General features: G+C 66.0%; 12 protein-coding genes. 9 read left to right on the top strand and 3 right to left on the bottom strand.

What is annotated here, in order from left to right:
* Positions 1–236: 236 nt before the first annotated feature.
* Positions 237–1,775 carry a hypothetical protein gene (locus AD72_RS30480; RefSeq protein WP_051899177.1) on the bottom strand — a complete coding sequence of 513 codons (1,539 nt, stop codon included), beginning with the start codon at positions 1,773–1,775 and terminating at the stop codon, positions 237–239.
* A gap of 232 nt (positions 1,776–2,007) precedes the next feature.
* Positions 2,008–2,709, bottom strand: coding sequence for a GntR family transcriptional regulator (locus AD72_RS30485; RefSeq protein ID WP_031470091.1), 702 nt, complete (start codon positions 2,707–2,709; stop codon positions 2,008–2,010).
* 251 nt (positions 2,710–2,960) lie between these two features.
* On the opposite strand from AD72_RS30485, the gene AD72_RS30490 reads away from it, so the two are divergent.
* Genes AD72_RS30490 through AD72_RS30510 form a run of 5 tightly spaced genes read left to right on the top strand, consistent with a single transcriptional unit; the run spans position 2,961 to position 7,307 of the window.
* Positions 2,961–3,758: a putative hydro-lyase gene (locus tag AD72_RS30490; RefSeq protein ID WP_031470092.1), complete on the top strand. Its 798-nt coding sequence runs from the start codon at positions 2,961–2,963 to the stop codon at positions 3,756–3,758.
* Positions 3,759–3,785: 27 nt separating this feature from the next.
* Positions 3,786–5,027 carry an NRAMP family divalent metal transporter gene (locus tag AD72_RS30495; protein ID WP_031470093.1) on the top strand — a complete coding sequence of 414 codons (1,242 nt, stop codon included), beginning with the start codon at positions 3,786–3,788 and terminating at the stop codon, positions 5,025–5,027.
* Between the two features lie 29 nt (positions 5,028–5,056).
* Entirely contained in the window at positions 5,057–5,809 is a 753-nt protein-coding gene (locus AD72_RS30500; RefSeq protein ID WP_231645060.1) for a LamB/YcsF family protein, read from the top strand.
* Positions 5,809–6,417, top strand: a complete 609-nt coding sequence (locus AD72_RS30505) for a 5-oxoprolinase subunit B family protein (protein WP_031470095.1) — start codon at positions 5,809–5,811, stop codon at positions 6,415–6,417. Before AD72_RS30500 ends, AD72_RS30505 begins: the two co-directional genes overlap by 1 nt.
* On the top strand, positions 6,414–7,307 hold the full coding sequence (locus AD72_RS30510) for a 5-oxoprolinase subunit C family protein (protein ID WP_051899178.1): 894 nt from the start codon (positions 6,414–6,416) through the stop codon (positions 7,305–7,307). The genes AD72_RS30505 and AD72_RS30510 overlap by 4 nt, the downstream gene beginning before the upstream one ends.
* A gap of 278 nt (positions 7,308–7,585) precedes the next feature.
* Here AD72_RS30510 and AD72_RS30515 read toward each other — a convergent pair whose 3' ends face one another.
* A complete protein-coding gene (locus AD72_RS30515) occupies positions 7,586–8,821 on the bottom strand; it encodes an ROK family transcriptional regulator (RefSeq protein ID WP_051899179.1) in 1,236 nt (411 codons plus the stop codon).
* Positions 8,822–8,905: 84 nt separating this feature from the next.
* On the opposite strand from AD72_RS30515, the gene AD72_RS30520 reads away from it, so the two are divergent.
* From AD72_RS30520 to AD72_RS30535, 4 genes are all read left to right on the top strand, one after another.
* Positions 8,906–10,432: a sugar ABC transporter ATP-binding protein gene (locus AD72_RS30520; protein WP_082469243.1), complete on the top strand. Its 1,527-nt coding sequence runs from the start codon at positions 8,906–8,908 to the stop codon at positions 10,430–10,432.
* Positions 10,433–10,524: 92 nt separating this feature from the next.
* Positions 10,525–11,415, top strand: a complete 891-nt coding sequence (locus AD72_RS30525; RefSeq protein ID WP_156365433.1) for an ABC transporter permease — start codon at positions 10,525–10,527, stop codon at positions 11,413–11,415.
* Positions 11,416–11,426: 11 nt separating this feature from the next.
* Positions 11,427–12,440 carry a substrate-binding domain-containing protein gene (locus tag AD72_RS30530; protein ID WP_197285123.1) on the top strand — a complete coding sequence of 338 codons (1,014 nt, stop codon included), beginning with the start codon at positions 11,427–11,429 and terminating at the stop codon, positions 12,438–12,440.
* Between the two features lie 21 nt (positions 12,441–12,461).
* Positions 12,462–13,316 carry a sugar phosphate isomerase/epimerase family protein gene (locus tag AD72_RS30535; RefSeq protein ID WP_031470101.1) on the top strand — a complete coding sequence of 285 codons (855 nt, stop codon included), beginning with the start codon at positions 12,462–12,464 and terminating at the stop codon, positions 13,314–13,316.

The following is a 13,316-nucleotide window of genomic DNA, read 5'->3' on the forward strand; positions in this document are numbered from 1 at the left end:
GAAGAAGCTCTCCATAGCGGAACCGGTCACCGCGGCGAAGCCGCGCGGGATCCGGCTTCCGACCGGTGGTGTCTGACGAGCGCTGCGCACTGGGCCCTGGGTGTGCTGGTTCCGTGCTCGCCGCAAGTATCCCTGGTGTGGAGAGCGGGACGCTGTCCGGTGCGGCGCACGATTTTTCGTTGCGCCGCACCGGATCTCGTCACCGATCGGATTCAGGCCAGGTACCGGTGAACGGTTCAGGAAACGGTTTTCGCGACCACGTCGACCAGATTCCTGGTCTGTGCGACGATGGCCTTTCGCCACGCGTCGAAGGTGTCATCTGATGGCTGGTAACGGTTCCCTTCGGCGAAATGCTGCATGTCCGGCGTGTGGATGTGCCCTGCCGGGATTCGCAGCCCGAACCGGTCGCGCAACAAGGTGTTCCGGTAGCCGCTCTCGTTGGAGAGGTAGTCACCGCCGCCGCCGCTTCGCGCGCAGGCACCGGGATCCGGCGGGACGGGCGGGTTCGGCGGTGGGAACTCCACCGGAACCGGTTCGTTCCTGGTGATTGTCTTCGGTGTGTGACAGTCCGGGAATTCCTCATAATTGGTGTGCCACACGACACCGAAAGCCTCGGACTTGTCTTCCCAGCCATCGCCGGGAGGGCGCGGCACGTTCCTTCCGGTTCCTGCCTCGATCATCGATTTGACCGGCAGGGTCGTTTCGGTGAACTGCTTCGGATTTCGCAGCTGGAATCCGCTCGGTCCGCCCCATTTCGGGACCACCTGGGTATTGCATTCCGGATTGTCGACGGCGAGTTGGGCGGCGTCACCGATTTCCGGGCATGGCGCGTAATCGTCGTTGCCGAGCGAAGTTCCGTGATAGCGGCCGTTCCACTGCTCGAGGTCGAACTGATTCGGTCCGGCCTGGCTGACCGTGATCGAAGCGTCCACCCTCCGCGGGCCCGGCCGCATGAACGGGCCGACCGTGTCCTCCAGGTAGCCCGCTTTGAACTGTGGGAAGTCTACCGGTAGCAGATACGATTCGATCCGTACCGGCTTGCCGTCCTTTCCGCGGTAGGTCGTGCCGTCGATGGCCAGTGCCGAAGCTCCTGAGGGGTTGCCGTGCCGGATGTTGTTCCCGACGGCGCCCTGCGCGCTGCCGCGTTCGCCGCCGATCAGCGTGTAGGGATCGAAACCGCTCACGATCATCCGCCGCACACCGGGACCGGCAGGGAAATCGATATCACGCATTCCCCGTGCCGCCTTGTCGAACTCGGTCACCAGTGCCGTCCGCTGCTGCGCGGAAAGCTGGAATCGCGGCATCCACTGCTGGATGGCCGCCTGCGCCTGCTGGCTGGTCCAGTACAGCGGACGGTCGTCGCTGTAGGGCAGGGTGCCGCGTACCTTTCCTTTCCGCTGCGCGCGGTCCGTCGCCGCCTTCCACAGCTCCTTGCCGCTCCGCTCGACGATCCGTTTCGCCTGCCCGAAATCGGTGGTGGAGCACAACCCGTGCACGAAGGACGGGCCGAATCGGTCGAAACCACCGCCGGAGATCAGCTGCGTGGCGAAGGACTCCGGCTGAAGCTCGTCCGGATTGCCGTTCTGCGCCAGATGCCAGGAAAGGCGCTGCTGCTCAACGGAAAGCGGGGCGGTCGGATTCAGGCACGGATCAGCCAGGATCGCTGAACCCGTTGTTCGCTCTGCGGTTCCGGTCGCCGCGGCCGCCGGGAGAGCGCCGAGCGCCATGGCCAGCGCGCCGCCGAGCGCGCCCAGTCTGCGGATGCGGTCGTTCACTGCGCATGCTCCAATCGACCGGATATCCCGGCGGGAAACGCGGGAACCCGGTGTCAGTGTTCGATACGCCGACGGTGATGCGTATCCGCCCAACCTCGATTCCACCGGTGCGATACGCGATCCAACTGAGTGTCCACTGTGAACGCCAGTTTCCCGGCCGTCGGCGGACAGCTTGTATAGGTACCAGTCGTTCAACGATCCGTCAATCAACCGATATGTCGTTGGCTGGGAGCTATGCCAGCTTCGCGTAGGCGTTCACCAGCTGCCGCTCCGCGTCGTCCAGATACTCGGCGAGCAGGCGCTCGGCGCCCACCCCATCGCCGTCCTCGAGGCGTTCGAGAATCTCGTGGTTCCTCGGCAAATAGCGTTCGTGGAAGCGGCGGGGATCGTCCATCGCATGGAAGACGAGCCGCAGTTCGGCGAGAATCCCGCGCATGAACTCGTCCACCCGCTGACTACCCGCGAGAGCGGCGATGGCCTGGTGGAAGTGCAGGTCGGCGGTGCCGAGCGCCTGCCAGTCGTGCCTGCTCGCGGCCTGGTCACCCTCCTGGACCGCCGAGGCGATCGACTCGATGTCCTCGTTCGGGCCATCGACCTCGCGCACTGCGGCGCATTCCAGCATCTTGCGCACCCGGTAGAGGTCGATGACATCGGCGACGGTCAGGCGACGGACGAACACCCCTCGGTTGAGCTCGTGCACCAGCAGCCGGTCCCTGCTGAGCAGGCGAAACGACTCGCGCAGCGTGTTGCGCGAGATGCTCAGCCCCGCGCAGATGGCGTCCTCGGAAAGTCGCTCCCCAGGCGCGAAGTACCCCTCGGCGATGCGTTCGCGCAGGATATCGCTGACCCGCTGAGCGGTGCCGGTGCGCCCGAGCAACGCCCTGTCGGCCGCCAGATCGCTGCGGACCGCTGCCGATGTCGCGTTCCTGACCATCACCGACCGGCTCCCTCGTACTCGGACCATCCGGCACCGGTTACAGCCGGCGCACGCGCTATCGCACACCAACATACCTCCACCCCCTTGCAAAATCGTTGAACGATTGCTTATGGTTTGTTGCACAATGGACTCCGCCGTGCTGCGGTGGCGTCATTGCGTCAGGAGTTCCTGGTGTGCGCACACCGTCGAGCGCGCCAACCGTGAGTTCGACGTGCGGCCACATGTCCTTGCGGTCTGGAGGTTTCGGCATGGTCGACGCTGTAGCCGGGCAGGCGGATTACCTGCCTGCCGAGGCACGAGCCAGGTTCCGCGCTGGGCTCGCCGTACCGACAAGCGGGTGGTGCACCGGTTCCGCCCAGGCGAATCTGATCGCGGTTCCCGCAGATTGGGCCTATGACGTACTGCTGTTCTGCCAGCGGAATCCGGTGCCGTGCCCGGTACTCGACGTCACCGATCCCGGTGTGCCGCACACGATCCTCGCTGACGGCGCTGATCTGCGCACCGATCTGCCGAGCTATCGGATCTGGCGAGACGGGCAGCTGGTCGAAGAACCATCCAGCGCCGCCGAATGGTGGACCGACGATCTCGTGGCCTTCCTGATCGGCTGCAGCTTCACCTTCGAGACCGCACTGCTCGATGCCGGGATTCCGGTGCGGCACCTGCGGGAAGGCCGGAACGTGGCGATGTTCCGCACCGAGCGCAGCTGCCGTCCGGCCGCGCGTATGCACGGCCCGATGGTCGTCTCGATGCGCCCGATCCCCGACGAACTCGTGGAAACCGCGGTCTCGGTCACCGCACGGATGCCCGCGGTGCACGGCGCTCCGGTGCACATCGGCGATCCAGCCGCACTCGGCATCACCGAGCTCGCGCGGCCCGACTTCGGCGATCCGACGCTGCCCGGCCACGGTGAGACCCCGGTGTTCTGGGCTTGCGGAGTCACCCCGCAAGCAGCGCTCATGGCCTCCCGCCCGCCGTTCGCGATCACGCATGCACCTGGCTGCATGTTCATCACCGACGCCGCCGACAGCGACTACCGCATCTGCTGACCGGCCGAGCTCCCGAATCGAGGACTGATGACCGAACCACCGCTGAGCGAAGTCGAACCGGATCGGCAGGCGAGCACGGAAAAACCGGCTGTGCGGCGACGCAAGCTGCTCGGTGCCATGTTCCTGATGGCCACGTCGGCGATCGGGCCGGGATTCATCACCCAGACCACCGAATTCACCGTGCAGCTCGGCGCCGCGTTCGCGTTCGCCATCGTGATCTCGGTGATCATGGACATCCTGCTGCAGGTGAACGTCTGGCGGGTGATCGGCATTTCCGGGCAGCGGGCCCAGGATCTGGGCAACCAGGTGTTGCCGGGCCTCGGCTGGGTGCTCTCGGTACTGCTCGTCGTCGGCGGGCTGGTGTTCAACATCGGCAACGTCAGCGGTACCGGGCTCGGCACGGTCTCCATGTTCGGGCTCGATCCGCGGATCGGTGGCGTGCTCTCCGCGCTCATCGCGATCGCGATCTTCCTCTCCCGCAAGGCGGGTGTGGCGATGGACCGCATCGTGATCGTGCTCGGTGCGGTGATGATCGGGCTGACCATCTACGTCGCGGCGACGTCGAACCCGCCGATCGGCACGGCCGCGCGCAATATCGTCTTGCCGGACAATGTGGATTTCCTCGCCATCACGACGGTTCTCGGCGGCACCATCGGCGGCTACATCGTCTACGCCGGAGCGCACCGGCTGCTCGACTCGGGGATTTCCGGTCCGGAACAGATCGGCACGATCACCCGCGGATCGATCATCGGCGTACTGATCACCGGCGTGATGCGGATCGTGTTCTTCCTCGCCGTACTCGGTGTGGTGGCAGGCGGAGCCGAACTGGGCGGCCCGAACCAGGCGGCGTCGGCGTTCGAGGCCGCGGCAGGCCAGGTCGGGCTGCGCATGTTCGGGGTGGTGTATTGGGCGGCATCGATCAGCAGCGTCATCGGCGCCTCCTACACCAGCGTTTCGTTTCTGACCTCGCGCACCCGGACCAGCGAGCGCACCAGGACGTGGCTGGTCGTCGGTTTCATCGCGATCAGCACCGTGCTCTACGTCTCGATCGGCGCCGCACCGACCACGCTGCTGGTGTTCGCAGGCGCGTTCAATGGTCTGCTGCTGCCCATCGGTATCGGCGTGCTGCTCTGGATCGCTTGGCGGCGCAGGGATCTTCTGCACGGCTACCGGTATCCCCGTTGGCTCGCCGCGGTCGGCACCATCGCATGGCTGGTGACCATCTACCTCGCCGTGCAGTCCATCGTGCCCGTCATCGAACTGTTCTGAATCCACACAACGGAAGGACTCGCATCGTGATCGATCTCAACGCCGACCTCGGCGAGGGCTTCGGTCGCTGGGATCTCGGCGACGACGAGGCCCTGCTCGGCATCGTCACCAGCGCCAACGTGGCCTGCGGTTACCACGCCGGCGATCCGTCGATCATGCGCAAGATCTGCGATCGCGCCGCTGTGGCCGGGGTGCGGATCGGAGCCCAAGTCGGCTACCGGGATCTCGCCGGTTTCGGTCGCAGATTCATCGACGTCGAACCGGAGCGGCTCACCGACGAGGTGCTCTACCAGATCGCGGCGCTCGACGGGTTCGCGCGGATCGCCGGGACACGTGTCAGCTACGTGAAACCGCACGGCGCGCTGTACAACGCGATCGTGACGCATGAGCAGCAGGCTGCCGCCGTCGTCGACGCGGTTTCCCGCTACGACAAGAACCTTCCGGTGCTCGGGCTGCCTGGCTCCGCATGGTTGCGGCTGGCAGGGGAAGCCGGGCTGCGCGGTGTGCCTGAGGCGTTCGCCGACCGCGCCTACACCCCGGAGGGAACCCTGGTTTCCCGGCGGCAGCCCGGATCCGTGCTGCACGATGCCGATGCCATCGCCGAACGGGTCGTCGCGCTCGCCACCGGAGCCCCGATCGCCGATGTGGACGGCAATCCGTTGACTTTGCATCCGGAATCGGTCTGCCTGCACGGTGACACCGAGGACGCGGTCACGATCGCGCACCGGATCCGTGCCGGGCTGGAGGCCGCCGGTGTCCGGGTGCGGGCGTTCACGAGCTGATGCGCATCCTGCCAAGCGGGGCGACAGCGCTGCTCGCCGAACTCGACGACATCGAGCAAGCCCTTGCCCTGTACCGGAAATGGCATGAGGATCCGCCGTGCGATGTTGTGGATATCGTACCGGGCGCGCGGACCGTGCTGTTCAAGATCGACCCGTCCCGAACCAGGCTCGACGAACTGGAACGCGCCATTCGGACGCCTTTTGCCCCGTGCGGCAACGAAAGCAGCGAAACGCTGGTCGAGCTGCCGGTCAGCTACGAAGGGGACGATCTGGCGGAAGTCGCCGGAATCCTCGGCTGTACGACGGAAGCGGTGATCCACAGGCACACCGGAACCGAGTGGCGGGTAGCGTTCTGCGGCTTCGCGCCGGGTTTCGCCTACCTGCATCCCGTACACGGCGAGTGGAACCTCCCGCGAAGGGACACACCGCGAACGCATGTGCCTGCTGGTTCGGTCGGGCTCGCCGGGGCGCTCAGCGGTGTGTATCCACGCTCATCGCCAGGTGGCTGGCAGCTGATCGGGCGCACGGCGGTTGAGCTCTTCGACCAGTCCCGTACCCCGCCCGCACTGCTCACCCCGGGCACCCGCGTCCGGTTCACCGCGTCATGAACGCGGCGTTCACAGTACTGCAAACCGGTCCGCTGACCACCGTCCAAGACACGGGCAGGACTGGTTACGGCGCGCTGGGAATCGGTCCGTCCGGCGCATGCGACAGTGCGGCACACCGGCTGGCCAACCGGCTCGTCGGCAACGACGAGGGCGTCGCCGTGCTCGAGACAACTTTCGGCGGGCTGCACATCCTCGCGCACCGCCGGATCACGGTCGCCCTCACCGGTGCACCGTGTCGCGGTGTGCCCTGCAACGCCGCGGTCACGCTCGCCGCGGGGCAGGAATTCCGGCTCGGCATGACGATTTCCGGGGTTCGCAGCTACCTCGCGGTTCGCGGCGGGCTGGATGTCGCCCCGGTACTCGGTTCCCGTTCGACGGATCTGCTCGGCGGACTCGGGCCTGCCACGGTCGCGCCGGGGGACTGCTTCACCGTCGGCGAGCCGAGCCGTCCACAACCGGGGGTCGACTTCGCACCGGTCCCCGCGCTGGAAACCGGAACGGTACGGATCGGACTGCTTCCCGGGCCGCGTATCGAGTGGTTCACCGCGCAGGCTCTGCGTTCCCTGGTTTCCCGGCCGTACACGGTCACCGTGCAGAGCAACCGAACGGCGCTACGGTTGGATGGGCCTGCGCTCGACCGCGCACGCGAGGGGGAATTACCGAGCGAGGGACTCACCAGGGGCGCCATCCAGGTTCCCCCTTCCGGCCTGCCGATTCTGTTCCTCGCCGATCACCCGGTGACCGGCGGGTATCCGGTGATCGGCTACGTCGGCGAACAGGATGTCGACCGCTGCGCGCAGATCCAGCCGGGGCAGTCGATCCGGTTCCATCCATCCACAGTGGACCTCAGCACTGATAGCGCCCGCGCAGTGCCAGCCTTCCCGCGTTGACCGCGGCGACTGCGAGCACCATCCTGGCAACGGGATCGGCCCACCAGAAGCACACCGGAAACCCAGCTACACAACAGGGTTTGCTTCGAATCGGCGACCGTGCTTGCCGATCCGAGTGTCCCGCCCGGCACCGCGCGATGGAAAGCACCGGCAACACCAACAGTGGAGGGGCAGCAAGGACGATACCGACCGCGGTCGGCGCCGCGGGTACCCCACCGGTGAGCATGCGAGCCGAAGGCACGGTCAGGTACACCGCGAGTGTCCCGTGAGCCTCAGCGTCACAGCCCGAGCGGCAGCAGCGACGAGTCTGGAGGGCGGGTATGGTAGGCGATCCCGCGCGGTGAGAGGACCTGCTCGATCGCGGACACCATGCCGCCGATGAGGCCTGCTTCGCCGCCGAGCGAACTGTGTACCAGCGACAGATCGCGGGTGGCGAGTGGCCGGGACTGTTGGTAGACCACGCTGCGGACCTGGGCGAGCACTTCTTCGGTGCACTGGACGAGCGGTCCGCTCAGGACGATCCGCGCCGGATTGCAGAAGTTGACGAGGTCGGCGATCACTCGGCCGACAACGATGGCCACCTCGCGGACCACACTGATGGTGTTCGCCTCGCCGCGGGTTACCGAGGCCAGTAGCTCGTCCTCGCTCATGTCGAATCGGGCCGCGATGGCACTGGTCGATGCGACGGCTTCGAGGCAGCCGCGGTTTCCGCAGCGGCACAACGCATCGGGCAGTTCGGGCACGCGAATGTGCCCGATGTCCACTGCGGCGCCGTCCGCACCGTGCAGCAGTCTGCCGTTCTCGCCGACGAAACCGCCACCGACACCGGGGCCGATGTGTACGAGGAGCAACGGAAGGTGCGTACCTTTCAGTGCCCTTGCCGCCCCCAGCGCCATCAGATTCACGTCGTTGTCGACGACCACATCGCACCCGAGTCGTTCGGCTAGGAAGCGGCACACCCCGAAGCCGTCCCAGCCGGGCATCAGTGGCGGGCGTACTGCCATGCCGAGATGTGAATCCACCGGGCCCGGCAGTCCGACCGAGACGGCGAGGGCGGCGTCTTTGGTGAGTCCGTTCTCCTTCAGCAGGGCGAGGAACTGTTCGACGAGCGCGCCGAGCAGCACATCCGGTCCCGCTTCGACGTCGATCGTCAGCTCGCGCCGCCCGACGATCGTCTTGTCCAGCGTGGTCAGTGCGACACGGGAGGTACGCGTGGACACCTCGGCGACGAGTACGACACCTTTCCCGGCGCTGACCTGGAACATCTGCGCCGGGCGGCCGCGCGCGTCCTGTTTGCCGAAACCGGCGTCCTCGATCAGCCCGGCTTCGAGCAGCCCATCGAGGTGTTTGTCCACTGTGGAACGCGCGAGGCCGGTGGCTCGTACCAGTTGGCTGCGGCTGACCTGCGTGCCGTCCGCGATCAGGCGGCCGATGACACTTCGCGCGGCGTGCGTGTCGGGGGCCAGGCTCTGCTCCTCGAGCAGGATGCCGACCTCGGTCCACAACGAGCCCATGGCCGGATCATAGCATTATTTCTGTTGAAAAAGAAATAATGCTGGCCTATTTTGAGCGTTCAAGACGGAATTTACGCTCACCGCATGACAAGTTCCACGGAGGACAGCGCTGTCGTCCGCTCTCCGAAGCCGGGGGTGCCGGTCCGTCTGGAAGCTCGCGGCCTGAGCAAGGCCTTCCGCGGGGTGCAGGCGCTGTGCGACGTCAGCTTCTCCCTGCAAGCCGGTGCGGTGCTCGCCCTGATCGGAGAGAACGGCGCAGGCAAGTCCACGCTCATCCGCATGCTCTCCGGCGCGCACGCACCGGACGCCGGTGAGGTTCGCCTCGACGGACGCCCGGCCGCGATCACCGGACCGGCAGGCGCGGAAGCACTCGGCATCGCGACCGTCTACCAGGAACTGAGCCTGTTTCCCGAACTCACGGTCGCCGAGAATCTCATGTTCAACCGCTACCCCGGCCGTGGGCGCATCGACTGGCGGAGCGTGCACCGAGAGGCCTCGACCCTGCTCGCCGAACTGGGTCTGACGGTCACACCAGCTCAGCGGGTGCGGGAACTCAGCATTGCAGACAAACAGATGATCGAGATCGCGAAAGCGCTGCGCCGCAACGCCCGCGTACTGATCCTCGACGAGCCGACCGCGGTGCTCGGTGGCGAGGACGTCGACCGATTGCTCGCTCTGGTGCGTGACCTGAGCCGGCGCGATGTGAGTGTCATTTTCGTTTCACACCGCCTCGAAGAGGTTTTCGACCTCGCTGATCGGTACGTGGTGCTCAAGGACGGCGAACTGACCGGCGAGGGGATCATCGCCGAGACCACGCACGACGAACTGGTTTCGAAGATGGTCGGCCGTCACTTCGTGCGCGGCGACCGCGAACCCGGTGCGAAAATCGGCAAGACCGTGCTCCAGGTCGATGGACTGTCCCAACCAGGGGTGCTTTCGGACATCTCGTTCTCGGTGCGCGCCGGGGAAATTCTTGGCATCGCCGGCCTGCGTGGTGCGGGCCGAACCGAGATGGCGCGTGCCATCTTCGGCGCCGACCCGCACGCCGGAACCGTTCAGCTGCACGGGAAACCCGTGCGGATCACCGACCCGCTCCAGGCGATCAGGGCCGGAATCGGTCTGGTGCCTGAGGAACGCAAGACGCAAGGGCTCGTCATCGGTCAGTCCTGCGCTGCCAACATCTCACTGGTCAGCCTGCTCAAACGCGGTCGCCGCACCGTGCGGCCGACGGCCGAACAGGTCCTGGCGCGCCGATACATCGACAAGCTCCGTATCAAGACCCCGGGCCCGCTGACCCCGGTCGGCACGTTGTCCGGCGGAAACCAGCAGAAGGTCGTGCTCGCCAGATGGCTCGAGGCGGGTGTCGACCTGTTGATACTCGACGAACCGACGCGCGGTATCGACATCGGAGCCAAGCAGGAGATTTACACCCTGATCCGGCAGCTGTGCGGGCAAGGCCTCGCCATCATCGTCATCTCGTCCGAGCTGCCTGAGGTGCTGGAGCTTTCCGACCGGATTCTCGTGATGCACCAAGGCGAAGTCACCGCCGAACTCTCCGGTGACACCGCTACCGAGGAGGAAATCATGTCGCACGCCGTCGGAGGTCGATAACCGTGGCCATCGAAGCCGGTTGGCTGCCTTCCCTCACTGTGCGAGCACGGCGGCACTGGTTGCCGTTGATCATCGCCGTCGTCGTGATCGCCGTGGTGGCGATCGCGGTACCAATGTTCTTCCAGCCAACCAATCTGCTCAACGTCGGCCGTCAGTCCGCTGTCGTCGGGGTGATCGCCATCGGGATGACCTTCGTGATCCTCACCGGGGGCATCGACCTCTCGGTCGGCGCGACACTCGCGCTGACCGGGGTGTGTACGGCCCTGTTCCTCGACGCCGGAATGGTCCTGCCCATCGCGATCGTGCTGTCGCTGTCGGTCGGCGCTGGTGTCGGCGTGCTCAACGGTCTCGGCGTCGCGCTGTTCGGTGTGCAGCCGTTCATCATGACGCTCGCGACGATGGTCGCGATGCAGGGGTTGTCGCTTCGCCTGACCAATGGCGGGCCCAAGTCCTTCGACAACAGCAACGGGTTCTTGTCTCTGCTCGGCAGTGGTGACGTGCTCGGGTTACCAGGGCCGTTCGTGATCTTCCTCCTGGTCTCCGTGATCGGCGTGCTGACCCTGCGCTACCTGCCGTTCGGGCGGTTCCTCTACGCGATCGGCGGCAGTATGGAGGCGGCACGACTCTCCGGCGTGCGCACCAGCCGCACACTGGTGATCGCCTACGCCGTCAGTGGTCTGTGCGCGGGGCTGGCCGGAATCATGAGCGCGGCCCGGCTCGGTGTCGGCGACCCCACAGCGGGCGCACTGTCCAATTTGGACGCCATCACTGCCGTGGTGATCGGCGGTACCAGTCTCGCCGGCGGCATCGGCGGCGCGATAGGCACCGTGTTCGGCGCACTGCTGCTCGCTGTGCTGGCCAACGTGCTGAACCTGGTCGGGGTCTCGCCGTTCGACCAGCAGATCGTCAAGGGCGCCGTGATCCTCGTTGCGGTACTGCTTGCCGTACAGGCGATCCGTCGTCGCAAGGGAAGCCGATCATGAAGGCTCGGCTGATGGCACTTGGCTTGGCGTTGCTCGCCGCTGGTTGCACGGCGGTCCCCCGGGAGGAAGGGCCGGTGACCGCGGAACTCGGCGACCGGCTGGCACCCAGCGTCTACTGCGGTACCGAATGCCGGAGTCAGCTTGCCCTGCACGCCGATCCGTCCACTGTGCACTGTTCCGTCGGTGTTTCCTGGAACAGCACGGCGTTTCCCTATGGTGCGAGGACGACCGGGATGTTCCCCGAGTTCGCGCGGAAGTTCCTGCCAGGCATGAAGGTCACCGTGGCCGACGCGCAGGGGGACGCGGGTGCGCAGGTCAGCCAGGTGTCGGACATGCTGGCCAAGGGCGTCAAGGTCCTGGTCATCTCACCCCAGGACGCCGCGGCTCTGCGCGGAGTTGTCGCACAGGCCACCCGATCCGGGGTCAAGGTGATCACCGCCGACCGGCAGGTGGACGGCAATGTGTCCAGCTACATCGGCTCCGACAACGTGGAAGCCGGCGTCACCGACGGCAAAGCCGTCGTCAAGGCACTCGGTGGCAGGGGATCGGTGGTCGAGCTTTCCGGTAGCCTCGGCGCTTCCCCGACCATCACTCGCGGCTCCGGCTTCCGAAAGGGCATCGCAGGCTCCGGGCTTCGGATCATCGCCACCCAGACGGCGAACTACAAACGCGCCGACGGACTCCAGGTCATGGAGGACATGCTGCAGCGCTTCGGTCGCGGGCAGATCCAGGCAGTGTACTCGCACAACGACCAGATGACTTTCGGAGCATTGCAAGCCATCCGGGAAGCTGGGCGGCAGAACGAAATCAAAGTGTTCAGTGTGGATGGTGAGGCCGAAGCACTGCACCGGATTTCCGCGGGTCCTCTCACCGCAACGGTCGGTTATCCGCTCGTGGCCAAGGAAGCGGCGATCGCCGCCGCGAAGCTCTGCGCGGGCGAACCGCTCGCGCCCCGGATCAAACTCGAATCCACTCTGATCGATCGCGACAACGTCGGCCAGTTCCTCGACCGGCCTCCGCAGTGACAAGAAAGGCGAACAACCAAAGTGAAGATCTCGTACAACACATGGGCCTACTCCAGCTTTTTCGTCTGGGTGCCCTCCTACACGCTCGACGAGACGATCAAGCGTATCGCCGGGCTCGGCTACGACGGCATCGAGATCGGCGCCGCCGCCCCGCACGCCTACCCGCCGCATCTTTCGGCGGACCGTCGCGCCCAGGTCAGGGACCTACTCGACGAGCACGGGCTCTCGTTGTCGAGTATGCTCCCCGCGCCGTCCGGCGGTCCGGGCAACAACCCCGCTTCCCCCATCGCCGAGGAACGCCGGGCGACCATCGAACACTACAAGGAGCTCGCCGAGCTGACCGCACAATGGGGCGGCAAGACGCTGATCTATCTGCCAGGCTGGATCATCTTCGGCACCTCGCGACGGCAGGCGCTCAAGTGGAGCCGCGAGTGCCTCACCGAGATCGCTGATTCGATCGCACACACCGGCGTCACGCTGGTCATCGAGCCGACCTCGCACGACACGAACCTCTGTGAGAGCGCGGATGATGCGATCGAGCTGATGGAGGACGTCAACCGGGACAACGTGAAACTCATGTTCGACACGTTCCACGTGCTGTACCGGCGTGAGGTCATCAGTGACTACGCCTACAAGATGGGCCGGAACCTCAAGCACATTCACATCGCCGACAGCGACCGCCTCCCACCCGGTTCCGGCGCGGCCGACTTTCCGTCCCTTGTGGACGCGCTGCTCGACATCGGCTACGACGGCTACCTCACGATGGAGACGGGTTTCCATCGCCGTGGTATCGAACCGGACGAGGACGCGCGCACTTCCATCGAGTACCTGCGCCCGCTTGTCGAGTCCAGGGCCAAGGTCCGAGTCGGTTCCTGA

Origin of the sequence: Sciscionella sediminilitoris (genome assembly GCF_000737195.2) — a bacterium.
GTDB lineage: Bacteria > Actinomycetota > Actinomycetes > Mycobacteriales > Pseudonocardiaceae > Sciscionella > Sciscionella sediminilitoris.